Annotated in this window: 28 protein-coding genes; 15 read left to right on the top strand and 13 right to left on the bottom strand. The window is 64.5% G+C overall.

The features are described 5' to 3' along the window. Positions 1-154: 154 nt before the first annotated feature. Positions 155-565 (top strand): thioesterase family protein, encoded by a 411-nt coding sequence (locus tag FJW06_RS04835; protein ID WP_140748834.1) that lies wholly within the window; start codon positions 155-157, stop codon positions 563-565. A gap of 103 nt (positions 566-668) precedes the next feature. Beyond that, the gene (locus FJW06_RS30035) at positions 669-806 is read left to right on the top strand and encodes a hypothetical protein (protein ID WP_181178148.1); all 138 of its coding nucleotides are present in this window, start codon (positions 669-671) and stop codon (positions 804-806) included. 24 nt (positions 807-830) lie between these two features. On the opposite strand, the gene FJW06_RS04840 is transcribed toward FJW06_RS30035, so the two are convergent. The 4 genes from FJW06_RS04840 to FJW06_RS04855 form a co-directional block, all read right to left on the bottom strand. Further along, complete coding sequence (locus FJW06_RS04840; protein ID WP_140748837.1) at positions 831-1,931, bottom strand: alcohol dehydrogenase family protein; 1,101 nt, start codon at positions 1,929-1,931, stop codon at positions 831-833. An 8-nt stretch (positions 1,932-1,939) separates the two neighbouring features. Continuing rightward, positions 1,940-3,319, bottom strand: coding sequence for an aspartate aminotransferase family protein (locus FJW06_RS04845; RefSeq protein ID WP_140748840.1), 1,380 nt, complete (start codon positions 3,317-3,319; stop codon positions 1,940-1,942). A gap of 33 nt (positions 3,320-3,352) precedes the next feature. Then, complete coding sequence (locus tag FJW06_RS04850; RefSeq protein ID WP_140748843.1) at positions 3,353-4,846, bottom strand: NAD-dependent succinate-semialdehyde dehydrogenase; 1,494 nt, start codon at positions 4,844-4,846, stop codon at positions 3,353-3,355. Between the two features lie 130 nt (positions 4,847-4,976). Beyond that, positions 4,977-5,468 (bottom strand): Lrp/AsnC family transcriptional regulator, encoded by a 492-nt coding sequence (locus FJW06_RS04855; RefSeq protein WP_140748846.1) that lies wholly within the window; start codon positions 5,466-5,468, stop codon positions 4,977-4,979. Positions 5,469-5,551: 83 nt separating this feature from the next. Between FJW06_RS04855 and FJW06_RS04860 the strand changes: the two genes are divergently transcribed. The 10 genes from FJW06_RS04860 (at position 5,552) to doeB (ending at position 15,300) form a co-directional block, all read left to right on the top strand. Further along, the gene (locus FJW06_RS04860; RefSeq protein WP_140748849.1) at positions 5,552-6,937 is read left to right on the top strand and encodes a PLP-dependent aminotransferase family protein; all 1,386 of its coding nucleotides are present in this window, start codon (positions 5,552-5,554) and stop codon (positions 6,935-6,937) included. Between the two features lie 136 nt (positions 6,938-7,073). Then, positions 7,074-7,859 (top strand): ectoine/hydroxyectoine ABC transporter ATP-binding protein EhuA, encoded by a 786-nt coding sequence (gene ehuA, locus FJW06_RS04865; RefSeq protein WP_140748852.1) that lies wholly within the window; start codon positions 7,074-7,076, stop codon positions 7,857-7,859. A 149-nt stretch (positions 7,860-8,008) separates the two neighbouring features. Next, positions 8,009-8,809: an ectoine/hydroxyectoine ABC transporter substrate-binding protein EhuB gene (gene ehuB / locus FJW06_RS04870; protein WP_246674546.1), complete on the top strand. Its 801-nt coding sequence runs from the start codon at positions 8,009-8,011 to the stop codon at positions 8,807-8,809. Positions 8,810-8,996: 187 nt separating this feature from the next. After that, the gene (gene ehuC, locus FJW06_RS04875; RefSeq protein ID WP_140748858.1) at positions 8,997-9,656 is read left to right on the top strand and encodes an ectoine/hydroxyectoine ABC transporter permease subunit EhuC; all 660 of its coding nucleotides are present in this window, start codon (positions 8,997-8,999) and stop codon (positions 9,654-9,656) included. Next, entirely contained in the window at positions 9,656-10,315 is a 660-nt protein-coding gene (gene ehuD, locus FJW06_RS04880; RefSeq protein ID WP_140748861.1) for an ectoine/hydroxyectoine ABC transporter permease subunit EhuD, read from the top strand. The genes ehuC and ehuD overlap by 1 nt, the downstream gene beginning before the upstream one ends. Before the next feature lie 5 nt (positions 10,316-10,320). Beyond that, the gene (gene eutA / locus FJW06_RS04885) at positions 10,321-11,097 is read left to right on the top strand and encodes an ectoine utilization protein EutA (protein ID WP_140749788.1); all 777 of its coding nucleotides are present in this window, start codon (positions 10,321-10,323) and stop codon (positions 11,095-11,097) included. 5 nt (positions 11,098-11,102) lie between these two features. Continuing rightward, entirely contained in the window at positions 11,103-12,086 is a 984-nt protein-coding gene (gene eutB, locus FJW06_RS04890) for a hydroxyectoine utilization dehydratase EutB (RefSeq protein WP_140748864.1), read from the top strand. Next, the gene (locus tag FJW06_RS04895; protein ID WP_140748867.1) at positions 12,083-13,075 is read left to right on the top strand and encodes a cyclodeaminase; all 993 of its coding nucleotides are present in this window, start codon (positions 12,083-12,085) and stop codon (positions 13,073-13,075) included. Before eutB ends, FJW06_RS04895 begins: the two co-directional genes overlap by 4 nt. A 38-nt stretch (positions 13,076-13,113) precedes the next feature. Further along, complete coding sequence (doeA, locus tag FJW06_RS04900) at positions 13,114-14,292, top strand: ectoine hydrolase DoeA (protein WP_140748870.1); 1,179 nt, start codon at positions 13,114-13,116, stop codon at positions 14,290-14,292. Between the two features lie 3 nt (positions 14,293-14,295). After that, positions 14,296-15,300, top strand: coding sequence for a N(2)-acetyl-L-2,4-diaminobutanoate deacetylase DoeB (doeB, locus tag FJW06_RS04905; RefSeq protein ID WP_140748873.1), 1,005 nt, complete (start codon positions 14,296-14,298; stop codon positions 15,298-15,300). 15 nt (positions 15,301-15,315) lie between these two features. Here doeB and FJW06_RS04910 read toward each other — a convergent pair whose 3' ends face one another. Genes FJW06_RS04910 through cyoA form a run of 7 tightly spaced genes read right to left on the bottom strand, consistent with a single transcriptional unit; the run spans position 15,316 to position 22,201 of the window. Further along, entirely contained in the window at positions 15,316-15,849 is a 534-nt protein-coding gene (locus FJW06_RS04910; protein WP_181178149.1) for a response regulator transcription factor, read from the bottom strand. After that, positions 15,839-17,191 (bottom strand): ATP-binding protein, encoded by a 1,353-nt coding sequence (locus FJW06_RS04915; RefSeq protein WP_140748879.1) that lies wholly within the window; start codon positions 17,189-17,191, stop codon positions 15,839-15,841. Before FJW06_RS04915 ends, FJW06_RS04910 begins: the two co-directional genes overlap by 11 nt. Beyond that, positions 17,188-17,997 carry an SURF1 family protein gene (locus tag FJW06_RS04920; protein ID WP_246674547.1) on the bottom strand — a complete coding sequence of 270 codons (810 nt, stop codon included), beginning with the start codon at positions 17,995-17,997 and terminating at the stop codon, positions 17,188-17,190. The genes FJW06_RS04915 and FJW06_RS04920 overlap by 4 nt, the downstream gene beginning before the upstream one ends. Before the next feature lie 5 nt (positions 17,998-18,002). Then, the gene (gene cyoD / locus FJW06_RS04925; RefSeq protein ID WP_140748885.1) at positions 18,003-18,377 is read right to left on the bottom strand and encodes a cytochrome o ubiquinol oxidase subunit IV; all 375 of its coding nucleotides are present in this window, start codon (positions 18,375-18,377) and stop codon (positions 18,003-18,005) included. Next, positions 18,374-19,000: a cytochrome o ubiquinol oxidase subunit III gene (cyoC, locus tag FJW06_RS04930; RefSeq protein ID WP_140749791.1), complete on the bottom strand. Its 627-nt coding sequence runs from the start codon at positions 18,998-19,000 to the stop codon at positions 18,374-18,376. The genes cyoD and cyoC overlap by 4 nt, the downstream gene beginning before the upstream one ends. A 2-nt stretch (positions 19,001-19,002) precedes the next feature. Beyond that, complete coding sequence (gene cyoB / locus FJW06_RS04935) at positions 19,003-21,009, bottom strand: cytochrome o ubiquinol oxidase subunit I (RefSeq protein ID WP_140748888.1); 2,007 nt, start codon at positions 21,007-21,009, stop codon at positions 19,003-19,005. A 10-nt stretch (positions 21,010-21,019) separates the two neighbouring features. After that, complete coding sequence (gene cyoA / locus FJW06_RS04940; protein ID WP_140748893.1) at positions 21,020-22,201, bottom strand: ubiquinol oxidase subunit II; 1,182 nt, start codon at positions 22,199-22,201, stop codon at positions 21,020-21,022. Between the two features lie 211 nt (positions 22,202-22,412). Between cyoA and FJW06_RS04945 the strand changes: the two genes are divergently transcribed. Next, complete coding sequence (locus tag FJW06_RS04945) at positions 22,413-23,723, top strand: MFS transporter (RefSeq protein ID WP_140748896.1); 1,311 nt, start codon at positions 22,413-22,415, stop codon at positions 23,721-23,723. A gap of 28 nt (positions 23,724-23,751) precedes the next feature. Here FJW06_RS04945 and FJW06_RS04950 read toward each other — a convergent pair whose 3' ends face one another. Then, positions 23,752-24,771 (bottom strand): NAD-dependent epimerase, encoded by a 1,020-nt coding sequence (locus FJW06_RS04950; RefSeq protein WP_246674529.1) that lies wholly within the window; start codon positions 24,769-24,771, stop codon positions 23,752-23,754. Positions 24,772-25,004: 233 nt separating this feature from the next. After that, positions 25,005-25,514, bottom strand: coding sequence for a hypothetical protein (locus tag FJW06_RS04955; RefSeq protein ID WP_140748902.1), 510 nt, complete (start codon positions 25,512-25,514; stop codon positions 25,005-25,007). Between the two features lie 224 nt (positions 25,515-25,738). Here FJW06_RS04955 and FJW06_RS04960 point away from each other — a divergent pair, with 224 nt between their 5' ends. Then, entirely contained in the window at positions 25,739-26,179 is a 441-nt protein-coding gene (locus FJW06_RS04960) for a hypothetical protein (RefSeq protein WP_140749794.1), read from the top strand. A gap of 122 nt (positions 26,180-26,301) precedes the next feature. Then, positions 26,302-26,784 carry a hypothetical protein gene (locus FJW06_RS04965; RefSeq protein ID WP_181178150.1) on the top strand — a complete coding sequence of 161 codons (483 nt, stop codon included), beginning with the start codon at positions 26,302-26,304 and terminating at the stop codon, positions 26,782-26,784. Positions 26,785-26,849 lie beyond the last annotated feature (65 nt).

Genomic DNA, 26,849 nt, shown 5'->3' on the forward strand with positions numbered 1-26,849 from the left:
CGAGCCGTCCACTTCCTCGGCTTCCTACAACTCGCCGCAGCTTTGCTCTGGATGCGTTGAATGTCGATTCAGCCTAGGCTCTCCACCGAGACAACCAATCCCCGCTGGTCTAGTCTAGATGTAGATCGCATCGGATGAGCTATCGGGAGCAAAAATGATCTTACTGACGAGAGCTGTGGTTCAGCCCTGGAATTGCGACATGATGGGCCACATGACGACGCGGTTCTACGTCGCCTTCTTCGACGACGCCATCAACATTCTGCTCGGACAGGCGACCGGCTGGGCGCCGACGGCGCCCGAATGGGCCGACAGGGGATGGGCGGACGTCCGGCATGAGATCGATTTCGTCGGAGAGGTGGCCTCCGGGGTCATCGTGGAAATCTACGGCACGGTCCGCACTGTCGGGCGCACATCCATCCAGACGGACTACGAGATGCGCAGGCTCCATGGCGGCGGGCTCGCGGCGAAGCTCGCTGCCAAGACGGTCTTCTTCAACCTTGCCGAGCGAAAATCCACGCCGCTGACGGAGCCTATGCTCGAGCGTCTGAAGTCCTGGGGGACTTGATCACGGCGATGTCCCGGTCATGCGAGCTTTTGCCCCGTCGCAGGCGCGACCGCGTTTGCCGTGCGTCGGGATCTTTGTCGTCGCCTGCCCCAAGGACAAGGTCATGTACACCGCCGCCACCGATGCACTCGGCGTGGCGGGCCGGTTGAAGGTCGTCGACGTGGCTGAGCTCATCAGCCTCACGGAAGCGTCCACCGCTGAAGGTTACGACCGGGTCGATGGCGGCGCGATCAATGGCTGACCGCGCCGGGCGCGCTTTCCCGGGTCAGGCGCCGCTCCACATCGCGTCCGGGACCACCACCAGCTTGCCAACGAAGTCCTTGCCCATGAAATCGGTCTGGGCGCGGTGGAAATCCGACAGTTTGTAGACGCCGCCGACCAGCGGCTTGATCTTTCCTTCCTCGATGTAACGCACGATGCGGCGGAAGTCGGCCCGCGTGCCCTGGCTGGAACCGTGGAGCTGGAGCTGCTTCAGATACATGGTGCGCAGATCGAGCTGCACGACCGGACCCGCAATGGCGCCCGCCGTGGTGTAGCGCCCCTCGGGGCGCAGGATGCGCAAAAGGTCGTTGAAGATGGCGCCACCGACGAGGTCGGCGACCACGTCGATGGGCTCGCCGCCGGTCGCTTCGTTGACGGCGGCGAGCAGGTCGGCCACGCCGCGTGTGATCACCTTCTCGGCGCCGATGTCGAGCACGGCCTTTTCCTTGCCCTTGCCGACGACGGCATAGGGAATGGCGCCGCGCGCCCTTGCCAGTTGCACGATGCCGGAACCGACGCCGCCGGAGGCGCCGGTGACCAGCACACGCTCGCCGGCCTTCAGCGCAGCACGTTCCAGCATCTGCTCGCCGGTGAGGTAGGCGCAGCAGAAGGTGGCGAGCTCGACATCGCTCAGCTCGGTGTCGACGACATGCGCGTTCTCGGCCGGCAGCGCCTGGTATTCGGCATAACCGCCATCGCGGCCATGCCCCATATAGTCGATGTCGGCCAACGAATCGTCGTCGCGGTTGTAGATCGAGAAGTCTACCATGACGCGCTCACCGATGCGGTTCGCTGGCACGCCGTCTCCGACGGCGACGATGGTGCCCACCGTGTCCGTGCCCTGGATGCGCGGAAAGGTCAGCGTGTTGCCCTGGCGGCGCCAGGTCGAGACGGCGGCTGCGTCTTCCTCGGTACCATAGGCGCCCTGCCGCACCCAGACATCGGTGTTGTTCATGCCGCAGGCGCTGACCTTGACCAGCACTTCGCCGGCAACGGGTGCCGGCACTTTTACATCGGTGCGGTAGACGAGCTTCTCCAGGCCGCCATGGCCGGTGAGCTGCACGGCGGCCATGGTGGCGGGAACGGTTCTGGTCATGGCATTCATGTCGTTTCTCAGATATTGGCGAGGACGCTGTTCACGGCGTCGGCGGTCTTCGACACCACGGTGTCGGCCTCCTCGCGCGTCAGGCAGAGCGGCGGCGCGAAGCCGAGAATGTCGCCCTGCGGCATGGCGCGGCCGATGACGCCGCTCGCGGCCAGCGCCGTGGCGATCTGCGGCCCCACTTTAAGCGCCGGATCGAAGAAGACGCGATCGTCGCGGTCCTTGACGAATTCGATCGCGGCCAACATGCCGTCGCCGCGCACCTCGCCGACGTGCTTATGGCTGCCAACGGCCTTGGCTAACTCTGCGCGGAAGTAAGCGCCGGTCTCGCCGGCATTCCGCACCAGGTCCATCTCGTCGATCAGCTCGAGATTGGCGACACCGGCGGCAACGCAGATCGGGTGCGCCGAATAGGTCCAGCCATGGCCAAGCGAGCCAAGCTTGTCGGAGCCCTTGACCAGCACCTGCCAGACCTTGTCGGAGACGATGACACCCGATAGGGGCGCATAGGCCGAGGTCAGACCCTTGGCGATGGTGATCAGGTCCGGCTTGATGCCGTAATGGTCGGAGCCGAACATGGTGCCGAGACGACCAAAGCCGGTCACCACCTCGTCGGCGACGAGCAGCACGTCATATTTGTTGAGCACAGCCTGGATCTTCTGCCAGTAGCCGGCCGGTGGCGGCACGATGCCGCCAGTACCGAGGATCGGCTCGCCGATGAAGGCCGCGACCGTGTCAGGGCCCTCGGCAAGGATCATCTCTTCCAGCTTGTCGGCGCAATATTGCGAGAACTGCTCCTCGCTCATCGAGCGGTCGGCGCGGCGGAAATAATAGGGCGCCTCGGTGTGCAGGATCGGCGCGCGCGGCAGGTCGAAGGCGTTGTGGAACAATTCGAGCCCGGTCAGCGACCCGGTCATCACGCCCGAGCCGTGATAGCCGCGCCAGCGCGAGATGATCTTCTTCTTCTCCGGCCGTCCGAGGACGTTGTTGTAGTACCAGATCAGCTTGATGTTGGTCTCGTTGGCATCGGAGCCGGAGAGGCCGAAATAAACCCGCGACATGCCTTTCGGCGCGCGGTCGATGATCATCTTGGCCAAGGTGATCGAGGCCTCGGTGCCGTGCCCGACATAGGCGTGATAATAGGCGAGATTCTTCGCCTGCTCGGCAATGGCATCGGCGATCTTTTGGCGGCCGTAGCCGACATTGACGCAATAAAGGCCGGCAAAGGCATCGATGCTCTTCTTGCCGGTGTTGTCCCAGACGGTGACGCCTTCGCCGCCGGCCATGATGCGGGCCGGCGACTCGCCGCGCGCGTGCGTGCCCATATGCGTCGAGGGATGGAAGAAGTGGTCGCGATCCCAGGCCGAGAGTTCATTGGATTGTTCGAGCATTTTTGTCTCCTACGAGAATGAGGCCTGCGTAGCTTAGGCTACGTCGAGGCAAAGGTATTTGAGGTCTGTAAAAGCTTCGAGCCCGTGGCGCGAGCCTTCGCGGCCGATCCCGGATTGCTTGACGCCGCCGAACGGGATCGGCGCGCCGGTGATCTTGACCCGGTTGATCGCCACCATGCCGTATTCCAAGGCACGGCCCATGCGTGCCTGCCGGGCGCCGTTCTCGGTGACGACATAGGCGACCAGGCCGTACTCCGTGGCGTTGGCGCGGGCGACGACTTCCGCCTCGTCGTCGAATGGCGTCACCGCGGCGACCGGGCCGAATGTCTCTTCGCGCATGATCAGTGCTTCGTCCGGCACATCAACGAGCAGCGTCGGCTGGTAGAACAGCGGGCCGGCCGCATGGCGCTTGCCGCCGGTCAGGCAGCGCGCGCCGCGGGTGAGCGCATCGGCGACTTGCTCCTCGACTTTCTTGACCGCACGCTCATGCATCAGCGGCCCGATATCGGCGTCTGCGGATAGGCCGCTGCCGGTGCGGAGCTGACCGATGCGGCGCGCGAAAGCGGCGCAGAAGCGATCATAGATCGGCCGCTGCACATAGATGCGGTTGGCGGCGAGGCAATCCTGGCCGGAGGTGGCGAATTTGGCATCGAGCGCGATCGTCACCGCCTTATCGATGTCGGCATCGTCGAAGACGATCAATGGCGCGTGGCCGCCGAGCTCCATCACCAGCCGTTTCATCGTCGGGGCGCTCTGCGCAGCGATCAGCCGGCCGATTTCGGTCGAGCCGGTGAAGCTCATGGCACGCACGCGAGCATCGGCGCACATCGCGCCGACGATGGTGCGCGCATCGCCGGTGACGATGTTGAAGACGCCTGCCGGCAGCCCGGCTCGCTCGCCAAGCTCGGCCAGCGCCAAGGCCGAGAGCGGCGTTTCCGAGGACGGATGCGCCACCACCGTGCAGCCGGCGGCAAGCGCGGCCGCGGCCTTGCGGGTAAGCATGGCCGACGGAAAATTCCATGGTGTTACGACGCCGACCACGCCGAGCGGTTCGCGGCGCACCGACATCTCGGCATTCGGCAGATGGCTGGTGACGCTCTCGGCGTTGAGGCGTTTCGCTTCCTCGGCATACCATTCGACGAAGGAAGCAGCGTAGTCGATCTCGCCCAGCGATTCCTTCATCGGCTTGCCCTGCTCGAGCGTCATCAGGAGCGCCAGGTCGTCCTTTGCGGCGATGACCAGATCGAACCATTTCCGCAGGATCCTCGAGCGTTCCTGCGGCAGCGCTGAGCGCCAGGCCGGCAAGGCGCGGGATGCAGCGTCAATTGCTTTCGTCGTCTGCTCCGCATCGAGCGCAGCCACAAAGGCTACGGTGGCTCCGGTCGCCGGATCGGTGACTTCAAAACCTGCCGCCGCATCGCTTGCCGTCCAGTGGCCATCGACATAGGCGAGCGCGCGCAATAGCCGGCGATCGGCGAGGCGGTCGAGCGCTTCATGGTGGTTGGTGCGGGCAAAATGCGCGGACATCAGTCGAGTCTCCCGGTGCCGAGGCGATAGGGAGAGACTAGTCGCGCGATCGAAACAAAGAGGCTGTTTCGGCAAGCTGACAGAGAGAGATTGTCTCTGTTGGCCGACTGCCGCAGACAATCTCTCTACCTCAGGGTTGCTCCGGCAGCAGATCGGCCACCGGCAGCACCGTCTCGTCCTTGACCGTCTTGGTGACGATGTAGGTGAAGTAGCGGTCGATGCCGATCTCGCGCTCAAGCAAGCCGTCGACCAGCCGCTGATAGGCATCGATGTCGCGCGCCATCACCTTCAGCACATAGTCGACGCCGCCGCCTACCGACCAGCAGGCGACGATCTCCGGAACATCGCGCACCACCCGCTCGAAGCGGTCGAAATCCGCCTGGCGGTGGTTGGAGAGCGTCACCTCCATCAGCACCGTCGCCACCGGCGCGACGGCACGCATGGCGATCGCGGCGTGATAGCCGGAGACGATGCCGGCTTTTTCAAGCTTGCGCAGCCGCATCCAGCACGGCGTCGGCGACAGGCCGACCTTCTCCGCCAGCGCCAGCTTGGTGATGCGCCCATCGCGCTGGATGGCGTCGAGAATCCTGAGGTCGATCGGGTCGAGCTTCGCTGCCGCCATGCGGGATTCGCCTTTCGTTGCGGACACCATGACGATGCATTATTTCGATTGTCAATTGCACTGATTTCGATCTCTAATAAGTCATGACATTATGGCAGCCTGATCCTGCTCTCATCCGCCGGCCGGCTTATCTCTCGCTGGCCGACCAGTTCGCGCGCGCCATCCATGACGGGCGGCTGGCAAACGGCACGCGGCTGCCGACGCACCGCCGGCTGGCGGACGACCTGAAGCTTTCGGTGCAGACCGTCAGCCGCGCCTATGAGGAATTGATCCGCCGCGGCCTGATCTCCGGCGAGGTCGGCCGCGGCAGCTTCGTGCAGACGCAGCATCGCGAGCCCGAGCCGCCCTACCTTCCGGAGCGGCTGGGCGAGGTTATCGACCTCTCGATCCTGAAGCCGGTCTGCGAGCCGATGCATCTGGAAAAGCTGAAGCAGGCGCTGGGCTGGCTTGCCGAGAACCTGCCGTCGAGCTCGGCGCTGTCGTTTCGGCCGAACATGGTATTCCCGCGCCACCGCGCGGTCGCGGTCGAATGGCTGAAGCTTTGCGGGCTGGAGGCGTCGCCGCAGAATATCAGCCTGACCAATGGCGCCACCGCCGGCATGACGGTGGCGCTGATGAGCGTGGCGCCGCCCGGCTCGACGGTCGCCACCGAGGCGATCGGCCACCACACGCTGATCCCGCTTGCGCGCTATCTCGGCTTCAACCTCGAAGGCCTGCCGATCGACGACAACGGGCTGATCCCCGAAGCGCTCGACGAGGCTTGCCGTCTGTCGGACATCCGCGCCGTGTTCGTCCAGCCATCGGTGATCAACCCGACGGCCACGCTGATGGACGCCGCCCGCCGCGAGCAAATCGCGGCGGTGGCGCGCAAGCACGATATCGCCATCATCGAGAACGACGTGCTCGGGCCGCTGGTTGAAGGCCGCCCGCCGGCGATTGCCGCCTTCGCGCCGGAGCGGACGCTCTACGTCACCTCCTTCACCAAGATCACCGTGCCAGGCCTGCGCATCGGCTATCTGGCGGTGCCGGACCGCTATGTCGCGGCCGTCGCCAACCGCCACCTCGTCTCGAACTGGATGGCGACGCCGATGGTGGCAGAAATCGCCACCCGATGGGTGAATGACGGCACGGCGATGGAGCTGGTCAACTGGCAGCGCGGCGCGCTGAAGCGGCGCCAGGAAATTGCCGCCGAAATGCTGGCTGGCGTCGATTACCGCGACCACCGCGATGGGCTGCATCTGTGGCTCGAGTTGCCGGGCGACCGGGCCGAAGAAAGTTTTGTCGCGCAGGCGCGCCTGCGCGGGGTGGCGATCGCGCCAGGAACCTCGTTCCGCATCGCCGATACGCCCTGGTGTCCGGCCGTGCGCATCTCGCTCGGATCGACCACGGAGGGGGAACTGCGGGCGGGCCTGAGCGTTGTCGCCAAGCTGCTGCTCGGCGATCCGGAGCATCTCCTGCTCGCCATCTGATGCACAAGTGGAGCGCAGATTGCCCTGAAATTGCGCCGCGCCGGAAATATTGTCATGATATTATTTTACCGATTGACATGATTTGGCACGTTTCGCATCGTTAAAGGCATAGGCTCCTCCAGAACGGGGAAATGGATTGCCCGCGCCCATCATCAAGGTCGATGCGATTTCGAAGAGCTTCGGCGCCTTCAAGGTGCTGGACGGCCTGTCGATGCAGGTGATGCCGGGCGAGAAGTTGGCGCTGATCGGCCCGTCCGGCTCCGGCAAGACGACGATCCTGCGTATCCTGATGACGCTGGAAAAGATCGACGGCGGCCACATCCAGGTCGACGGCGAGCAGCTCTACCACATGGAGCGCAACGGCCAGCTGTTGGCGGCCGACGAACGGCATCTGGCCAGAATGCGCCAAAAGATCGGCATGGTCTTCCAGCTCTTCAATCTCTTCCCGCACAAATGCGTCATGGACAATGTGACCCTGGCGCCGATGCTGACCAAAGGCGTCGCGCGCGCCGCCGCTGAGAAGCGGGCAATGGAACTGCTCGACATGGTGGGCCTCGCGGACAAGGCGAAGGCGATGCCGGCGCAGCTCTCCGGCGGCCAGAAGCAGCGTGTGGCGATCGCCCGGGCGCTGGCGCTGTCGCCCAAGATCATGCTGTTCGACGAGGTCACCTCGGCGCTCGATCCGGAACTGGTCGAAGAGGTGCTCAATGTCATGCGCAAGCTCGCCGCCGAGACCGACATGACGATGCTGCTGGTCACCCACGAGATGGGCTTCGCCCACGACTTCGCCGACCGCGTGCTGTTCTTCGACCGCGGCCGGATCGTCGAGGAAGGCAAGCCCGATGAGATTTTCCGCCATCCCAAGCAGGAAAGAACGCAGAGCTTCCTGAAGAAGATCATCGCGGCCGGACATCGCGTCTGACCGCAATGCCCAAGGGCGGCCAAGCCGCCCCGAAGACCAGCGGCGGGAAGGCCGCACCGAACCGAGCAAACCAAGAAGAGAACAAGGAGTTGGGAACGATGAAGAAACTTGGCATTCTGGCTGGCGTCGCCGGCCTCGCGGTCAGCACGATGCTGCTCGCCTCCGGTGCACATTCGGCGGACGACGCAAAGCTCGAGCAGCTCAAGCAGCAGGGCTTCGCCCGCGTCGCCATCGCCAACGAGCCGCCCTATACGGCGGTTGCCGCCGATGGCAAGGTGTCAGGCGCGGCGCCCGACGTGGCGCGCGAGATCTTCAAGCGCCTCGGAGTCAACGACATCGTCGCTTCGATCTCCGAATATGGCGCTATGATCCCCGGTCTGCAGGCTGGCCGCTTCGACGTCGTGACCGCCGGCCTGTTCATGAAGCCGGAGCGCTGCGCGGCGGTCGCCTATTCCGAGCCGGTGCTTTGCGACGCCGAGGCGCTGCTGGTGAAGAAGGGCAATCCGAAGGGCTTCAAGAGCTATGCGGACATCGCCAAGGACACCTCGGCGACCATCGGCGCGCCGGGCGGCGGCACCGAGGAGAAGCTGGCGCTCAACGCCGGCGTGCCGCGCGATCGCGTCGTCGTCGTGCCGGACGGCCAGAGCGGCCTGAAGATGGTGCAGGACGGCCGCATCGACGCCTATTCGCTCCCCGTTCTGTCGATCAACGATCTGGTCAAGAAGGCCAATGATCCGAACCTCGAAGTGATCGCGCCGGTGCAGGGCGCGCCGGTCTATTGCGACGGCGCCGCCTTCAAGAAGGGCGATGAGGCGCTGCGCGACGCCTATGACGTCGAGCTCGCCAAGATGAAGAAGTCCGGCGAGTTCGCCAAGATCATCGAGCCCTACGGCTTCTCGGCCGCGGCCGCGATGTCGACGACGCGCGAGAAGCTCTGCTCGGCGAAGTAGTGCTCCTTTGCCTTCTCCCCGCTTGCGGGGAGAAGGTGGCCCGAAGGGCTGGATGAGGGGCGGCGCCAGCATTTCAAGGTTAGCGTTGCCCCTCATCTGCCTGCCGGCATCTTCTCCCCGAGAACGGGGAGAAGGGGCTGTCGCGGCCGCCTCGCATTGCGGCAAACGTAAGGAAACTTCGATCTTCATGACCCAGTGGTCCGGCTATCTCGGCCTGATATTGCAGGGAGCGCTTGTCACCATCGAGCTCACGCTGATGGGGTCGGTGCTTGCGCTGATCATGGCCTTCCTGGCCGGCATGGGGCGCGTGTCGCGCTTCTTCATCCTGCGTGCGATCGCCACGGCCTATATCGAATTCTTCCGCGGCACCTCGATCTTCGTGCAGCTGTTCTGGGCCTATTTCGTGCTGCCTTTCGCCGGCCTGTCGCTGACGCCCTTGCAGGCCGGCGTGCTGGCGCTGGGCCTGAATGTCGGCGCCTATGCGGCGGAGGTGGTGCGCGGCGCCATCCTGTCGGTCGGCCGCGAGCAATACGAGGCCTGCACGGCGCTCAATCTCGCCCGCTGGCAAGGCATGCGCCATGTGATCCTGCCGCAGGCGCTGCTGGTCATGCTGCCGACCTTCGGCAACAACGCGATCGAGCTGCTCAAGGCGACCTCAGTCGTCTCGCTGATCTCGCTCGCCGACCTGACCTTCCAGGCGCAAGTGGTGCGCTCGCAGACCGGCAGCACGCTGATGCCGTTCCTGTCGGTCCTCATCATCTATTTCGCGCTGGCGCTGATCATCTCCTGGGGCGTTCGCACGCTGGAGCGCCGCATGGCGCGCGGTCTCGATGGAGTGCGCGTCTGATGGACTGGGATTGGAACTTCGTCTGGGAGATCATGCCGACCCTGATCCAGGGCGTGAAGATCACCATCCTGGCGACCATCCTGGGTTCCATTCTGGCGGCGATCGTGGGGCTCGCGATCGCGCTGGCGCGGCGCTCGGAGAACCGGATCGTCGCGCGCAGCGTCGGCTGGTTCGCCGAGTTCATCCGCGGCACGCCGCTCCTGGTGCAGCTCTATTTCATCTTCTACGTGCTGCCCGATATCGGCATCCTGCTGCCGCCGCTGGTGGCGGGCGTCATCGGGCTTGGCCTGCACTACGGCACCTACACGGCCGAGGTCTATCGCGCCGGCATCGACAATGTGCCGCGCGGCCAGTGGGAAGCGGCCAAGGCCTGCAATCTCAACGGCCGCCACACCTGGACGCACATCATCCTGCCGCAGGCGATCCCGCCGATGATCCCGGCCCTGGCCAATTATTTCATCGCCATGTTCAAGGAGACGCCGCTGCTTTCGGCGATCACCGTGCTCGAGCTGATGAACCAGGCCAAGAGCGTCGCCAACACCTACTACCGCTACATCGAGCCGATGACGCTGGTCGGCGCCTTCTTCCTCGTCATCAGCCTCTGCTCCGTCGTGCTGTTGCGCTGGCTGGAGCATCGCTATGGCAGGATAGAAAGATGAAAGTCATGAAAGCATTGCCCGACATCCGCCTCGAAACGGCGCGACCTAAGCTGGATGCGCGTCCGCTGGAAAAGCGCATCGGTCTGATTGCGCTTGCGACCGATCACACCAGCGAGGTGGACTTCCGCCGCATGGTGGCGAGCGAGCGCATCGGCGTCTATGTCGCGCGCATCCCCTATGCCAATCCGACGACGCCGGAGAATTTGCGCAAGATGCAGCCGTCGCTTTCGGCGGGCGCGGCGCTTATCCTGCCGGACGAGACGCTCGATGCGGTCTGCTATTCCTGCACCTCTGCCTCCGTGGTGATCGGCGACGCCGAGATCGAGCAGGCGATCCATGCAGCCAAGCCCGATGTCCCCGTGGTCACGCCGCCGATGGCCGGTGTGCGCGGCCTGAACGCATTCGGCGTGAAGCGCATCAGCATCCTGACCCCCTACACCGTCGAGACCAGCCGGCCGATGGCCACCTATTTCGCGGCGCATGGCTTCGACATCCAGAGCTTCTCCTGCCTCGGTTTCGAGGACGACCGCGAGATGGCGCGCATCACGCCGGCGTCCCTCGTCGAGCTGGCGCGCAAGGTCACGCATCCGCAGGCCGATGCGCTGTTCGTGTCGTGCACCGCGCTGCGCGCCGCGCTCGCGGTTCCTGGCATGGAGCAAGCGATCGGGCGTCCGGTCGTCACCAGCAACCAAGCCAGTGCCTGGAACTGCCTGCGGCTTTGCGGCGACGACATGCCGCGACCCGAGTTCGGCCGGCTGTGGACGAAGCCGCTGGCGCAGTGAACGAAATGCTAGTTACGCTTCAGCATATTCGCGCCGCGCGCGAACGCATTGCCGGCAAGGTCGAGCGGACACCCTGCGTGCCGTCGCAAAGCCTGTCGGAGCGCGCGGGCCATCCTGTTCATCTGAAGCTTGAGCATCACCAGACCACCGGCGCCTTCAAGCTGCGCGGCGCCTCCAATGCCATCGCAGCGTTGAACCCGCAGGAGAAGTCGCGCGGCGTTGTCGCCGCCTCGACCGGCAATCACGGCCGTGCGCTCGCGCATGCGGCTAAGCTCGAAGGCATTCGCGCGGTGATCTGCATGTCGAAGCTGGTGCCGGAAAACAAGCTCGACGCGATCCGCCGCCTCGGCGCGGATGTCCGCATCATCGGCAACAGCCAGGACGACGCGCAGCAGGAAGTCGACAGGCTGGTGGCGGAGGAAGGACTGGTCATGCTGCCGCCCTTCGACCATCCCGATATCGTCGCCGGGCAAGGCACGCTCGGGCTGGAGATCATGGAGCAAGTTCCGGATGCCACAGCCGTGCTGGTGCCGCTCTCCGGCGGTGGGCTGGCGGCTGGCGTCGCTGGGGCGGTCAAAAGCGTCAGCCCGCATACGAAAATCATCGGCATCTCGATGGCGCGCGGTGCCGCGATGAAGGCAAGCCTCGACGCCGGCCGTCCGGTGCAGGTCGAGGAACTGCCGACATTGGCGGACTCGCTCGGCGGTGGCATCGGCCTCGACAACCGGCTGACCTTCGCCATGTGCCGCGGCCTGCTCGACGATGTCATCCTGCTTTCCGAAGACGAGATCGCCGCCGGCATCCGCCATGCCTATGAACAGGAGCGCGAGATCGTCGAGGGCGCCGGCGCCGTCTGCATCGGCGCGCTGCTGGCCGGCAAGGTCGAAGTGAGCGGCCCTAATGTCCTCATCCTCTCCGGCCGCAACATCGATATGGGCCTGCACCGCCGCATCGTCTGCGGCGAGGCAATCGCGGAGCGTGCAGCATGAGCCGGATGACCATCCTCACCGAGGCGGAGCTACGCAAGATCGTGACGCTCGATCTGGAAGCGGTCGCCTGCGTCGAAAACGCCTTTCGCGCCTTGGCCACGCTGCCAGTGGCGATGCCGCCAATCTTGAGGCTCGACATACCCGAGCATCGTGGCGAGGTCGACGTGAAGACCGCCTATGTGCCCGGCATCGACGGTTTCGCGATCAAGATCAGCCCCGGCTTCTTCGATAATCCGAAGCTTGGCCTGCCCAGCGTCAACGGCATGATGGTGCTGCTGTCGGCGAAGACGGGCCTGATCGAGGCGCTGCTGCTCGACAACGGCTATCTGACCGACATTCGCACGGCCGCCGCCGGCGCGGTCGCTGCCAAGCATCTGTCGCGCGAAGACTCCAAGGTAGCGGCGATCTTCGGCGCCGGCGTGCAGGCCGGGCTGCAGCTCGAAGCGCTACGCCTCGTGCGGCCGATCGAGGAAGCGCGCATCTGGGCCCGCGACGCCGCCAAGGCCGAGGCAACTGCCGCCAGGTTGCGCGAGAGACTGGACATCGCGGTGCGTGCCGAGCCGGATGCGGCGAACGCGGCAGCGGGCGCCGACGTCATCGTCACCACCACGCCGTCGACCGAGCCGCTGATCAAGCCCGGCTTCGTTTCCGCCGGCCAGCACATCACCGCCATGGGCTCGGATGCCGAGCACAAGAACGAGATCGCGCCGGCGATCCTGCGCATGGCGGACCTCTATGCCGCCGACAGCGCCAAGCAGACGCGGCGCCTCGGCGAGCTCCATCATGCCATCGAGGCCGCGGTTTTTGCCGCCGACGCCGAGGTGACGGAGCTCGGCGAGATCATCGCCGGCAGCAAGCCCGGCCGGCGCTCGGCGAGCGATATCACCATCGCCGATCTCACCGGCACCGGCGTGCAGGACACCGCGATCGCCACTTTGGCCCGTGACCGCGCGCAGGCGGCGAACGCCGGAACGATTTTCGAGAGCTAGTACCGGCCGCAAGGCCCAACAAACGAGGACCAAGAACGATGCAGCCAAATTTGAAATTCTCGCGGAGCGAATTTGCCGATCGCCTCGCCAAGACGCGGAAAGCAATGGAGGCCAAAGGGGTCGATCTGCTGATCGTCAGCGACCCCTCCAACATGGCCTGGCTGACGGGTTATGACGGCTGGTCCTTCTACGTGCATCAGGCGGTCATCGTGCCGCCCACGGGCGAGCCGGTCTGGTATGGACGCGGCCAGGACGCCAACGGCGCCAAGCGCACCGCTTATCTCGCGCATGACAACATCGTCGGCTACGCCGACCACTATGTGCAGTCGACCGTGCGGCATCCCATGGATTACCTCGCCAGCGTGCTTGCCGAGCGCGGCTGGGATAAGCTCTCCATCGGGGTCGAGATGGACAATTACTGGTTCTCCGCCGCTGCCTTCGCGGCGCTGCAGAAACATCTGCCCAATGCCCGCTTCGCCGACGCCACCGCGCTTGTGAACTGGCAGCGCGCGGTGAAGAGCCCGACCGAGATCGAGTACATGCGCAACGCCGCCCGCATCGTCGAGGCGATGCACCAGCGCATCGTCGACAAAATAGAAGTCGGCATGCGCAAGTGCGATCTCGTCGCCGAGATCTACGATGCCGGCACGCGCGGCGTCGCCGGCATCGGCGGCGACTATCCGGCGATCGTGCCGCTGCTGCCGTCAGGCGCCGATGCTTCTGCCCCGCATCTCACCTGGGACGACAAGCCGATGAAGGTGAACGAAGGCACGTTCTTCGAGATCGCCGGCTGCTACAATCGCTACCACTGCCCGCTGTCGCGCACCGTGTTCCTCGGCAAACCGACGCAAGCCTTCCTCGATGCCGAGAAAGCGACGCTGGAAGGCATGGAGGCGGGACTGGCCGCCGCCAAGCCCGGGAATGCCTGCGAGGACATCGCCAACGCCTTCTTCGCGGTGCTTAAGAAGTACGGCATCGTCAAGGACAACCGTACCGGCTACTCGATCGGTCTGTCCTATCCGCCGGACTGGGGCGAGCGCACCATGAGCCTGCGCCCCGGCGACCGTACCGAGCTCAAGCCCGGCATGACCTTCCACTTCATGACCGGTCTCTGGCTGGAGACCATGGGGCTGGAGATCACCGAGTCCATCCTCATTACCGACACCGGCGTCGAATGCCTGGCCAACGTGCCGCGCAAGCTGTTCGTGAAGGACTGAGCAATGTCCGCTTTGCGTCCGTCGCCGATCACGCCGACCGTCGATTTCGAGCGCGACGGCGTCCAGCATGGGTTCCTGCGCCTGCCCTACAGCCGCGACGATTCCGCTTGGGGCTCGGTGATGATCCCGGTCTGTGTGGTGCGCAACGGCAAGGGCTCGACGGCGTTGCTGACCGGCGGCAATCACGGCGACGAATATGAGGGACCATTGGCGCTCTACGAGCTCGCCCGCACGCTCGATCCGAAAAATGTCTCCGGCACGGTCATCATCGTGCCGGCGATGAACTACCCCGCCTTCCGGGCCGGCACGCGTACCTCGCCGATCGACAAGGGCAACATGAACCGCTCTTTCCCCGGCCGTCCCGACGGCACGGTGACGGAGAAGATCGCCGACTATTTCCAGCGTGAATTGCTGCCGCGCGCGGACATCGTCTTCGACTTCCATTCCGGCGGCAAGACGCTGGACTTCGTACCCTTCTGCGCCGCACATACGCTGCCGGACAAGGCGCAGGAGAAAAAGGCCTTCGCCGCCGTCGAGGCCTTCTCGGCGCCGTTCTCGATGCGCATGACCGAGATCGACGCGGTCGGCATGTATGACACGGCCGCCGAGGAGATGGGCAAGGTCTTCGTCACCACCGAGCTCGGCGGCGGCGGGACCTCGCGGGCCGAGACGGTGCGGATTGCCCGGCGCGGCATCCTCAACGTGCTGCGTCATACGGGTATCGTCGATGGTGCGGTCGAGAAGACTCGAACAAAATGGCTGGATATGCCGTCGGGGGATTGCTTCGCCTTCGCCGAGGATGACGGCATGATCGAGACCACGGTCGATCTCGGCGACCCCGTGGACGAGGGCCAGGTGGTCGCGCGCATCCATCCGGTCGGCCGCACCGGACAGGCACCGCAGGAGATCAGGGCCAGGATGCCGGGGCTGCTCGCCGCGCGTCACTTCCCCGGCCTGGTCAAGGCCGGCGACTGCGTCTCGGTGCTGGGCGTGGCCGTTCGGGAATAATCCCGGCGCGGCGCCCTACTGCACCACGCGCTTCTCAAGCTTGCGGGCGAGCGTGCGCCGGTGCAGGCCGAGCCGGCGCGCGGTCTCGGAGATGTTGAAGCCGGTCTCGACCAGCGTTTCGTGGATGCGCTCCCATTCGAGGTTCTTGATCGAGGTGGGGCGGCTGGTGAGCGGCACCGAAACGTCGCCCCAGGCGCGGCCGAAGGCGGCTTCGATGTCGTCGGTGTTGGCGGGCTTGGCCAGATAGTGGCAGGCGCCGAGCTTGATCGCCTCGACCGCCGTGGCGATGCTGGCAAACCCCGTCAACACGACGATCCGCATCGACGGGTTGCGGGCGCTGAGCAGCTTGACGCATTCGAGTCCGGACCCGGCTCCGAGCTTGAGATCGACGACTGCACAGGCCGGGACGGCCGTCTCCAGCGCGACCAGCAGCGCCTCCCGATCGTGGCAGACCACGACCTCGTAGTCGCGCTTCTCAAAGGAGCGCTTGAGCGTGCGCGCGAAAGTCGCGTCGTCCTCGACAATGAACAAGGATCGATCAGGTTTCACGATCGCCTCCATCGGTCAGCGCCGCCAGCGGCAGCGAAAGGGTAACGCAAGCGCCCTTCGCCATGTTGCGCGCCGAAACGTCGCCGCCGAGCTTGCGCACGACATTGAACACCAGGAACAGGCCCAGGCCACCGCCAGGCCGCCCCTTGCTCGACATATAGGGCTGGCCGAGCGCGGCCAGAATATCCTTGTCGAAACCCGGTCCGCGATCCTCGACGGAGAGCACCAGCTTCTCGTCCAGCCGCTCGGCAGTGATGCCTACCCAATGGTGCGATGCTTCCTGCGCATTGTCGAGCACGTTGAAGATCACTTGCATCAGTGCGGTGTCGGACACGATCTGCTCGTCCGGCTCGAAACCGTTGCCATAGTCCAGCTTCAAGGGCTGGCGGCTGACGCGCCATTCCTGGACCAGATCGTCGAGGAACCGGCGGATCGTGGTGCGGATGGTGCCCTCGCCCCGCGCCTGGCCGGAGGACATGAGGATGCCGGTGACGATGCTCTTGCAGCGCTCGACCTGCGCCTGCATCTCGACCACGTCCTCGGAAAGCTCGCGGTTGCGCTTGACGCCGCGCATCTGCCGCCAATCGGACAGGATGACCGATATGGTAGAGAGCGGCGTGCCGAGCTCATGCGCGGCACCTGAGGCAAGCAGGCCCATGCGCACGATGTGGTCTTCCTCGGCTGAGCGCTGGCGCAGGTCGGCGAGATAGGCGTCACGCTCGCGCAGATTGCGGTTGATGCGCGTCATGAAGATCACGATCAGCCCGGCCGCGAGCACGAAGCAGATGAACATGCCGCGCAGATGCAGCGCCAGAAGATCGCTGCCGCCGTGATGCGGGATAGCGATCGGCTGGAAGACGAAGATGAGGAAGACGAAGCAGGCGGAGGCCGCCACCACCAGGAGCCAGGTCGACCATGGGGCCAGCAGCGCAGCGCCGAGCGTGATCTGCAGCAGATAGAGCGAAACGAACGGATTCGAGGCGCCGCCGCTCAGGTAAAGCTGCGTCGTCAGCGCCGCCATGTCGAATATCAGCGCCACGAAGAGCTGTGCGTTGGAGATGCGGCGATTGCCGCGCAGGGCTAGCAGGCTGAAGATGTTGAGCCCGACGAGGAACAGCACCACGCCCGCCATCTCGGTGAGCGGCAGCGGGATGGCGAACCAGTATCGCGTCACCAGGATGGTCAGCACCTGCCCCGCCACCGCCAGCCAGCGCAGTTGGATGAGCAGGAGCAGGTTCTTCCTGTTCGTGACGTCGGCGTTCGAGGCGGCGCCTCCCTGCCCGGTTGGAGGAACCGTCAGGAACCGCTTGTCGTGATGGGGCCTGGCGATCGAGATGCTCATCTCGGCGCTTCCCACTGGGGGCGGCCGGCGAAGACCTGCCTGGCAAGCGCCATCGCCAGCATCCCTGCCAGGGCAAACCAGGTCAAAGCATAGACCAGATGGCTGTTCCGAAAGGTGACGACGGTGAGACCGCCGCGCGGCCAACCAGCAGCGCCGGAGGCCTCGGCATCGATGAAATAGGGCGCGATATCGGTCAGACCGCGCGCCTTGGCGATTGCCGCGACGTCGCGCGAATACCAGCGATCGGCAGTAGGATCGTTGCTGCGCAGGAAACCGCCGCCGGGTTCGCTGATGCGCAACAGCCCGTCAACCAATGCCGGCGAGGTGAGCGCGGCATTTTCCCGCTCGAACTCCGCCTTGCGCTCCTGCGGGATGAAGCCGCGGTTGACGAGGACCGTGAAACCGCGGTCATCACGCATCGGCGCCAGCACCCAATAGCCGCCGCCAAGCTCGGTCACCGCCTGCACCAGCGTGTTGGCGCCCTCGAAGAAATGCCCTACCAGGCGCACATGGCGATATTCGTAATCCGGCGCGCTCAACCCGTTCCAGTCCTGCGGGCCGGGCGCATCGACGACCGGAGCATGGATGCGCTGGTCGACGCGGGCGATCAGGTCGAGCTTCCAGGCCCGTCTTTCCAGCTGCCAGATGCCGAGCCCGAGAAACACCAGGACGCCGAGAAGCCCCGCCAACGCAAGCAAGAATCGCGACGCGGAACCCTTCGAGGCCGCATGAGAGCCGATACCTGCCCGGCTGGTCATGTCCTTTGCCTCTACGCTAGCCCTCCCCGCGCCCGACACGCCCGAAATGGGGTTCATGGCATCTCCCGCATCTCGTGGAGCCCGGGCATCATGTTGGCGTTGAGGTGGTACATCACCCACAGCGACCCGCTCAGAACGATAACGACGAGGATGACCGTGAAAATGAGCGCCAGCATCGACCACCCGCCTTCCGAGGCGGGGTTCATATGCAGGAAGAAGACCATATGCACCACGATCTGCACCACCGCGAACGCCATGATAACGATAGCCGTGGCCTGCTTGTTGTCGAGGGTGCCGGTCATGACCATCCAGAACGGGATGGCGGTGAGGATCACCGACAGGACGAAGCCGATCAGATAACCCCTCAGCGTCCCGTGCGCGGCGCCGCCATGGGTGTGGTCGTGATCGGCATGATCATGAGCGCTCATCTGAGCATCCCCATCAGATAGACGAAGGTGAAGACGCCGATCCAGACGATGTCCAGGAAGTGCCAGAACATCGAGAGACACATGAGCCGGCGGCGGTTGGCCTCGATGAGGCCGTATCGCGCGACCTGCACCATCAGCGTCAGCATCCAGACAATGCCGAAGGTGACGTGCAGGCCGTGGGTGCCCACCAGCGTGAAGAAGGACGACAGGAAGGCGCTGCGCTGCGGCGTCGCGCCCTCGTCGATCATATGCGCGAACTCGTAGAGCTCGATGGAGAGGAACGCCAGGCCAAACAGCATGGTCACCGCGAGCCAGGCTTGCGTCGCGCCGACGCGGCCCTTGTCCATGGTCAGCATGGCAAAGCCATAGGTGATCGAGGACAGGAGCAGCATGGTGGTATTGACCGCCACCAGGCCGAGGTCGAACAGGTCCTTCGGTGCGGGACCCGCAGCGTAATTGCCGCCGAGCACGCCAAAGGCTGCGAACAGCATGGCGAAGATCAGGCAGTCGCTCATCAGATAAAGCCAGAAGCCGAGCATGGTGCTGCCGCCTTCGGCGTGCGCGTGCTCTTCTTCCAGGTGGAAGACCGGCTCGGCGCCGGCCGTGATCGCCGTGGATGCCATGCTCAAGCCCTAGCCCCCTCAGCGGCGAGGAGCGTGGTCCTCACCTCTTCCGTTTGTGCGATCTCTGCCGCCGGAATGTCGAAGTCGCGGTGGTAGTTGAAGGTGTGGCCGATCGCGGTTGCGATCAGGCAGACGAAGCTCAGCGCCGCCAGCCACCACATGTACCAGATCAGGCCGAAGCCGAGCGCGACGCTAAAGGCGGCGAGGACCACGCCGGTTCCGGTGTTGCTCGGCATATGGATCGGCCTGAAGCCGGAGAGCGGGCGCCGGTAGCCGGCCTTCTTCATGTCCCACCAGGCGTCGTTGTCGCGGATGATGGGGGTGAAGGCGAAATTGTAGGCCGGCGGCGGCGAGGAGGTCGACCATTCGAGCGTGCGGCCGTCCCAAGGATCGCCGGTGACATCGACCAGTTCGGCCCGCTTGCGGATGGAGACGAAGATCTGGACCAGGAAGGCGGCGATGCCGCAGGCGATCAGCACCGCGCCGAAGGCGGCGATCACGAACCATATCTGCAGTGAGGGATCATCGAACACGCGCATGCGGCGCGTCACGCCCATAAGGCCAAGGATGTAAAGCGGCATGAAGGCAAGCCAGAAGCCGAGCACCCAGCACCAGAACGAGACCTTGCCCCAGAACGGATCGAGCCTGAAGCCGAAGGCCTTGGGCCACCAGTAGGCGATGCCGGCGAACAGGCCGAACAGCACGCCGCCGATGATGACGTTGTGGAAATGCGCGATCAGGAACAGGCTGTTGTGCAGCACGAAGTCGGCCGGCGGCACGGCAAGCAGCACGCCGGTCATGCCGCCGACGACGAAGGTGAGCATGAAAGCCAGCGTCCACATCATCGGCAGTTCGAAGCGGATGCGGCCGCGATACATGGTGAAAAGCCAATTGAACATCTTCGCGCCCGTTGGGATCGAGATGATCATCGTGGTGATGCCGAAGAAGGAGTTGACGCTGGCGCCGGAGCCCATGGTGAAGAAGTGGTGCAGCCAGACCAGATAGGACAGGATGGTGATGACCACCGTGGCGTAGACCATCGAGGTGTAGCCGAACAGCCGCTTGCCGGAGAAGGTCGAGGTGACCTCGGAGAAGACGCCGAACAGCGGCAGGATGAGGATGTAGACTTCCGGGTGACCCCATATCCAGATGAGGTTCACATACATCATCGGGTTGCCGCCGAAGTCGTTGGTGAAGAAGTTGGTGCCGACATAGCGGTCGAGCGCCAAAAGCGTCAGCACCGCCGTCAGCACAGGGAAGGATGCGACGATCAGCACGTTGGTGCAGAGCGAGGTCCACGTGAAGACGGGCATGCGCATCATCGTCATGCCGGGGGCGCGCATCTTGATGATGGTGCAGATCAGGTTGATGCCCGATAAGGTCGTGCCGACGCCCGCCACCTGCAGCGCCCATATGTAATAATCGACGCCGACATCGGGACTGTAGTTGATGCCGGAGAGCGGCGGATAGGCCAGCCAGCCGGTGCGGGCGAACTCGCCGACGAACAGCGAGGCCATGACCAGGATGGCGCCGCCGACCGTCATCCAGAAGCTGAAATTGTTGAGGAAGGGGAAGGAGACGTCGCGCGCGCCGATCTGCAGCGGCACGACGAAGTTCATCAGCCCGGTGACGAAGGGCATCGCCACGAAGAAGATCATGATCACGCCATGGGCGGTGAAGATCTGGTCGTAGTGATGAGCGTTGAGATAGCCCTCGGAGCCGTTGAAGGCGATGGCCTGCTGCAGGCGCATCATGATGGCATCGGAGAAGCCGCGCAAAAGCATGACGAGGCCGAGCACCATATACATGATGCCGATCTTCTTGTGGTCGACGCTGGTGAACCACTCGCGCCACAGATAACCCCAGAGCTTGAAATAGGTGACCGCGCCGAGAAGAGCCAAACCGCCGAGCGCCACAACGACGAAGGTGCCGACGACGATCGGCTCGTGCAGCGGCAGCGACTCCAGGGTGAGGCGGCCGAAGATGAATTTGGTCAGCGTGTCAGGCATCCGCCATCCCTCACAATTCGAAGCGCAGCAGGCCGAGCGACGGCGTCTCGGCGTCGGCGCGGCGGCTGCCTGCGCCGGGTGCCAGCAGGCCGACGCCGCGCAGCGGGGACAGGTCCCTGAGCGGCCAAGCCTTGTCATCGGCATCCCGCGCCGCGCGGGAAGCGGCGGCCGCCTCCTCCGCCGTGCAGATGCTTGCGACATAGGACGGGTCGTTGCCGAACACCGCCCCACGCCGGGCAAGCTTGTCATATTGCAGCGGCAGGGTGTTGCGCACGCCGGCAAGGCCAAGGCCGCCCCTGGCGTCGATCGACATCATCTCGTTCATGCACATCTTGCCGCGCTCGACGCACAGATTGAGGATCGCGCCATAGAGGTCGGGATCGATGGAGGCATAGTGGCGGACCGGCTCGTTCTCGCTCGGACGTTCGAGCGCGAGATAGGTCTCGCGGCTGAGCGTGGCCTGCGCGCTCTTGGCCTGGGCCACCCAGTCAGCGAAGGCCTGGTCGGTGAGGCCGTGGAACGCAAAGCGCATGCCGGAGAAGCCCGCGCCGCTGTAATTGGCCGAGAAGCCGGTATAGGTGCCCGGACGGTTGATGACCGCGTGCAGCTTCGTCTCCATGGCAGGCATGGCGTAGATCTGCCCGGCAAGGGCGGGAATGTAGAAGGAATTCATCACCGTGGACGAGGTGATGCGGAAGTCGATCGGCTGGTTGACCGGCGCGGCCAGCTCGTTGACGGAGGCGATGCCGTAGTCCGGATAGATGAAGAGCCACTTCCAGTCGAGCGCGACGACCTCGACCTTGAGCGGCCTGTGGTTCTGTGTGACCGGCCGTCCAGCCTCGATCCGGTCGATGCGCCGGTAGGGATCGAGCAGATGGGTGCCCAGCCAGGTGAGCGCGCCCAGGCAGATGATGACGAGCAGCGGTGCTGCCCAGATCACCAGCTCCAGCTTGGTCGAATGGTCCCAGTCGGGCGTGTAGGTCGCCGTCGTGCTCGATTGCCGGTAACGCCAGGCAAAGAACACGGTCAGCGCCATGACGGGCACGATGATGAGCAGCATCAAAAGGGTCGATACGACGAGCAGGTCGCGCTGCTGTGCCGCCACGTCGCCCGCGGGCGACAGCACGACGAAGTCGCAGCCGCTCAGCAGCACGGCCAGCGGAAAAAGAAGCAAGGCTCCGGATCGTTTCATCAAACGCTGCCCTCGATGGGCCTGCAGCAGGTCTTTGCAGGTTGCGATGCGATATGGACCAACGGCTACTGCCGCCGGCTGCGCAACGACATTGGACAATTTGTCCAATGCCCAGTCGGAGCAGCTTTGACGAAACTGGCCACGCACCATGGGATGACAATCGCATCTCGGACCGGGCGCGCCCGCACCGAACTCGTTGGCAACGGACAAGATGGCTGAAACTTCGACTGCCGGAACTGACAGCAGGCTGATCGGCTCGCATCACGGCCAGGTCAGCGCCGGCGATATCGCGGTCGGCGTAATCATCGGCAGGACGTCGGAATTCTTCGATTTCTTCGTCTATGCGATCGCTTCCGTGATCGTGTTCCCCAAGCTTGTATTTCCAACGCACGATCCGCTGGTCGGGACGCTTTACTCTTTCGCCATTTTCGCGCTGGCCTTCATCGCGCGTCCGTTCGGCACCGTGCTGTTCATGGCGATCGACCGCGCCTATGGCCGCAGCGCCAAGCTGACGATCGCGCTGTTCCTGCTCGGCACCTCGACCGTCGCCATGGCGTTCCTGCCGCCCTATGAAGATGTCGGCGCGGTCGCCGCCTGGCTGCTGGCGCTGACCCGGTTCCTGCAGGGCCTTGCGCTTGGCGGGACCTGGGACGGACTGCCCTCGCTTTTGGCGCTGAACGCGCCGCAGAACCGGCGCGGCATCTATGCCATGATCCCGCAGCTCGGCGCGCCGATCGGGCTCATCGTGGCAAGCTCGCTGTTTGCCTTCTTCGTCGCCAACCTCTCGGCCGAAGACTTCTTCGCCTGGGGCTGGCGCTATCCGTTCTTCGTCGCCTTCGCCATCAACGTCGTGGCGCTGTTTGCCAGGCTGCGCATCGTGGTGACGCCCGAGTTCTCGAAACTCTACGAAAGCGGCGACCTGCAGCCGACCCGCATCAGGGACATGATCGGCACCGAAGGCCGCAACGTCGTCGTCGGTGCCTTCGCGCCGCTGGCGAGCTTCGCCCTGTTCCACATGGTGACGGTGTTCCCGCTGTCCTGGGTGTTCCTGTTCACCAATGAGGGTCCCGAGCGCTTCCTGCTGATCGAGGCGGTGAGCGCGCTGTTCGGCATCGCGGCGATCGTCGCATCGGGTCCGCTGGCCGACCGTGTCGGGCGCCGCGCCCTGCTCGGCGGCGGCGCCGTGGCCATCGCCGCGTTCAGCGGCTTTGCCCCGCAGCTTCTCAATGGCGGCACCGTCGGCGAGACGGTGTTCATGGTGCTGGGCTTCATCCTGCTGGGCCTAAGCTTCGGACAATCCTCAGGCGTCGTGGCGTCGAGCTTCTCGCGCCGGCATCGCTATACCGGCTCGGCGGTGACGTCGGACCTCGCCTGGATGTTCGGCGCCGGCTTCGCGCCGCTTGCCGCGCTGCTGCTGGCCGGCACTTTCGGCCTCATCGCTGCCGGTGCCTACCTGCTTTCGGGCGCCGCCTGCACGCTGATCGCGCTCTGGATCGACAGGCAGGCACGCCAGGCCGACTGAACGATCAGCGAGCCCGGTTTGCCTGCGATCAGACCTGGTAGAAATCCCGATACCATTCCACGAAGCGGGGAACGCCGATCTCGATCGGGATCGCGGGCTTGAAGCCGGTCACCTCTTCGAGCGAGGTCACGTCGGCGAAAGTTGCCGGCACGTCGCCCGGCTGCAGCGGCACCATGTTGCGGACTGCCTTCTTCCCAAGCGCTTCTTCCAGCACGTCGATCAGCCGGCTCAGCTCGATGGGCGAGCTGTCGCCGATGTTGTGGATCCTGAACGGCGCATTGCTTGTCGCGGGATCCGGCGCAGCACTTGTCCAATCGGGATTGGGCGTCGCGGGAAGCCGCATGACGCGGACAACCCCCTCGACGATGTCGTCGATATAGGTGAAGTCGCGCTGCATGTTGCCATGGTTGAAGACGTCGATCGGCTGGCCAGCGAGGATGGCCTTGGTGAAGATGAACAAGGCCATGTCCGGCCGTCCCCACGGACCGTAGACGGTGAAGAAACGCAAGCCCGTCGTCGGCAGTCCGAACAGATGGCTGTAGGTGTGGGCCATCAGTTCGTTCGCCTTCTTGCTGGCGGCATAGAGGCTGAGAGGATGGTCGGCGGAATCGTGGACGGAGAAAGGCATGCGCGTGCTGCCGCCATAGATCGAGCTCGACGACGCATAGACGAGGTGGCTGATCGAGGTCTGCCGGCACCCTTCCAGGATGTTGAGGAAGCCGTTGAGATTGCTTTGCGCATAGACGTGCGGATTGATCAGCGAATAGCGTACGCCCGCCTGCGCGGCGAGATTGACGACGATCTCCGGCGCGACCGAGGCAAAGACCGCCGAGATGCCATCGCGGTCGGCGAGATCGACATGCTCGAACCGAAAATTCGCGAACCCTTTCAGCCGCTCAAGCCGCGCCCGCTTCAGAGCGATGTCGTAATACTCGTTCATGGAATCGAGGCCGACAACCTGCCGGCCTTCGGCAAGCAGCCTGCGGCAAAGGTGAAAACCTATGAAGCCGGCCGCGCCGGTGATCAGGATAGGCCTGCTCGACGTCAATACATGCCCCAAATGCTTTAGCCGCCCTTCACGGACCGACTGCTTGCCGACGGCCCGCCGGCCAACGCAACCCAAACCTATCATGGCTGCAGGGTTCGGGCACGCCTGGATATCCCAGCCGATCGAGAACTTGCGCCTTTTATGGCAGGCGGCCGCCGAATTCAACGTACCTGTCTCGGGGCGCCAGCCTCCTTGTTATTGCGGCGGCAGTGAGGCCGGCGGCTGCAGCGTCTTCAACATGGCGACCAACTGGCTCTGCTGGTGGGTGCCGGTCTTCTGGAAGACGCGCTCGAGATGAGTGCGGGCGGATTTCCGCCTGCGCGAAGCCGCCATCCCTGATCCATTTCTGGAAAACGAAGGTCGCCAGCTATCCCGTCGGCATCGGGATCGCGGTGCACAGATGCGCCCATGCCGAATTCCCTCAGCATGATGCGGGCCGGATCGCGCTCGATCTCATCGGGGCTCAAAAAGTCGTCGACACGCACGAAGCTCGCCGGCTGCAGGTCGCACATCTTCTGCACGCTGTCGCAGAACTTCCAGAAATCGCCCTTGATGAACTCGTCGAACAGCGGCCGCAGATTGTCGAGCGTCGTTCCGCGCGGCGGGCCGTCGTCGCTGAAGAAGAAGACCTGAGCGCTGGCCGCGTTCGACAGGCCGCTCGCTTTCTGGAGCACCGCGCTCCATCGCTCCGGAACGAAGGCCGCCTCGTACATTGTTTCCATCAGGTCGATCATGGCCGCCATGGAGAACGGTGCGGAGACAACGATGCGGGCGGATAGGCCCGGAAGACCGCCAGTATCCAACAACGGAAATGTGACCTCAAGCCAATGCTGATATGCGAGCGTGGTCAGCGATCGAACCCTTCCGTGCGAAATGAGATTGCGCGCATCGCCCCGATCAGGGATTTGGTTTTCTTGGTGATCCCCCTTCCTTGGGGCAAACTGCTAGCGGGCTGTCAGGAGGAGAAATGAGAGCACGCGCGGCGACGGTCGGAGACCTGGAACGTGTTTTCCGAGATCTATCCAAGCGAATGTCGGACGAGTATGTGGCGGCCGGCAAGGACAGCAAAAGCGCCTATGACAATCTGATGATGAATCTGAAAGAAGGCCGGGCGCATGCGCTCGGGCAGGACGACAGGACGGTGGCGATCATTGCCTGGCACGAGCACGCGGACGCCGCCGATACGCTGTTTGCAGCGCAGGAGGATTTCTTCAACGCCGCGACGGTCCGCTTCTGCAAGCGGCACATCCGCCACGTCCAGGCGCTCGCCGGCAACCTTCCTATCCATTCGCGCAGTTGGCTGGACAGACCCGACGTCGCGAAATGGTTTCGCGTGATCGGCTATGTCGACCGAGGGCGGGAGAACGGCGCCCACCTGTTCGAGCTGCCGCCGGCTGCCAATAGCTGACGAAAGCGAGCTTACGACAGCCCAAAAACGGGCGCTTGCGCGAAAATCCGATTGGAAAGATTGTAGGCGCAGGCAGCCGGGCGAGCCGGCACGCCGGACCGGGATGGCTGCTGGAAATCGGGATGCTGCGCGTCTGCTTGGCCTTTGTCGCCATCGCTGCCCTGACGAGACCTTCGGAGGCGGAGTCGCGCGCGTCCCATCTTTTCGACCGACCCGACCTCGCAGCGGCCTATTCCGGCCAAGCCGATCTCATCACCGCCTATGCGACCGGCATGGCACGCTACCGGCTTCAACATGCGGGCCTAGCGGCCCAGGCCGGTCTGGCCGCGCCGCTCGAGCCTCGCCTGCTGCGGCCTGAATTCCAGCAACGGTCATGGCGTTCGGCGGACGGCAGCCTGCTGCAAGGTTTCGTCGGCAAGGGCGGTTTCCGGCTGACCACAGGCAACTGCGTGACCCGCATCTGCATGGCCAGCGAATGCAGCGAAGCCGGCTGGCCGCTCTATGTCTGCAGCGACGGGCGCAAGCGCAAGATGTCGGCCAAAAACTTCGTGACGGCAACATTCGACGGCGTCTCCTACCGGCGGCTGAGCGCGCCGCGGGAGTGAATTGGCCACCCGAAACGGGGTAACGGAGCCGCTTGCGCGGATCTCGCCGGGCGTGGCATCGATTG

The sequence above is a fragment of the Mesorhizobium sp. B4-1-3 genome (assembly GCF_006439355.1).
Lineage (GTDB): Bacteria > Pseudomonadota > Alphaproteobacteria > Rhizobiales > Rhizobiaceae > Mesorhizobium.

Bases quoted from the DNA above. Each gene is read 5' to 3' on its own strand.
- FJW06_RS04835 (WP_140748834.1), top strand. From the start codon at position 155: ATGATCTTACTGACGAGAGCTGTGGTTCAGCCCTGGAATTGCGACATG.
- FJW06_RS30035 (WP_181178148.1), top strand. From the start codon at position 669: ATGTACACCGCCGCCACCGATGCACTCGGCGTGGCGGGCCGGTTGAAG.
- FJW06_RS04840 (WP_140748837.1), bottom strand. From the start codon at position 1,931: ATGAATGCCATGACCAGAACCGTTCCCGCCACCATGGCCGCCGTGCAG.
- FJW06_RS04845 (WP_140748840.1), bottom strand. From the start codon at position 3,319: ATGCTCGAACAATCCAATGAACTCTCGGCCTGGGATCGCGACCACTTC.
- FJW06_RS04850 (WP_140748843.1), bottom strand. From the start codon at position 4,846: ATGTCCGCGCATTTTGCCCGCACCAACCACCATGAAGCGCTCGACCGC.
- FJW06_RS04855 (WP_140748846.1), bottom strand. From the start codon at position 5,468: ATGGCGGCAGCGAAGCTCGACCCGATCGACCTCAGGATTCTCGACGCC.
- FJW06_RS04860 (WP_140748849.1), top strand. From the start codon at position 5,552: ATGACATTATGGCAGCCTGATCCTGCTCTCATCCGCCGGCCGGCTTAT.
- ehuB (WP_246674546.1), top strand. From the start codon at position 8,009: ATGCTGCTCGCCTCCGGTGCACATTCGGCGGACGACGCAAAGCTCGAG.
- ehuC (WP_140748858.1), top strand. From the start codon at position 8,997: ATGACCCAGTGGTCCGGCTATCTCGGCCTGATATTGCAGGGAGCGCTT.
- ehuD (WP_140748861.1), top strand. From the start codon at position 9,656: ATGGACTGGGATTGGAACTTCGTCTGGGAGATCATGCCGACCCTGATC.
- eutA (WP_140749788.1), top strand. From the start codon at position 10,321: ATGAAAGCATTGCCCGACATCCGCCTCGAAACGGCGCGACCTAAGCTG.
- eutB (WP_140748864.1), top strand. From the start codon at position 11,103: ATGCTAGTTACGCTTCAGCATATTCGCGCCGCGCGCGAACGCATTGCC.
- FJW06_RS04895 (WP_140748867.1), top strand. From the start codon at position 12,083: ATGAGCCGGATGACCATCCTCACCGAGGCGGAGCTACGCAAGATCGTG.
- doeA (WP_140748870.1), top strand. From the start codon at position 13,114: ATGCAGCCAAATTTGAAATTCTCGCGGAGCGAATTTGCCGATCGCCTC.
- doeB (WP_140748873.1), top strand. From the start codon at position 14,296: ATGTCCGCTTTGCGTCCGTCGCCGATCACGCCGACCGTCGATTTCGAG.
- FJW06_RS04915 (WP_140748879.1), bottom strand. From the start codon at position 17,191: ATGAGCATCTCGATCGCCAGGCCCCATCACGACAAGCGGTTCCTGACG.
- cyoD (WP_140748885.1), bottom strand. From the start codon at position 18,377: ATGAGCGCTCATGATCATGCCGATCACGACCACACCCATGGCGGCGCC.
- cyoC (WP_140749791.1), bottom strand. From the start codon at position 19,000: ATGGCATCCACGGCGATCACGGCCGGCGCCGAGCCGGTCTTCCACCTG.
- cyoB (WP_140748888.1), bottom strand. From the start codon at position 21,009: ATGCCTGACACGCTGACCAAATTCATCTTCGGCCGCCTCACCCTGGAG.
- cyoA (WP_140748893.1), bottom strand. From the start codon at position 22,201: ATGAAACGATCCGGAGCCTTGCTTCTTTTTCCGCTGGCCGTGCTGCTG.
- FJW06_RS04945 (WP_140748896.1), top strand. From the start codon at position 22,413: ATGGCTGAAACTTCGACTGCCGGAACTGACAGCAGGCTGATCGGCTCG.
- FJW06_RS04955 (WP_140748902.1), bottom strand. From the start codon at position 25,514: ATGGCGGCCATGATCGACCTGATGGAAACAATGTACGAGGCGGCCTTC.
- FJW06_RS04960 (WP_140749794.1), top strand. From the start codon at position 25,739: ATGAGAGCACGCGCGGCGACGGTCGGAGACCTGGAACGTGTTTTCCGA.
- FJW06_RS04965 (WP_181178150.1), top strand. From the start codon at position 26,302: ATGCTGCGCGTCTGCTTGGCCTTTGTCGCCATCGCTGCCCTGACGAGA.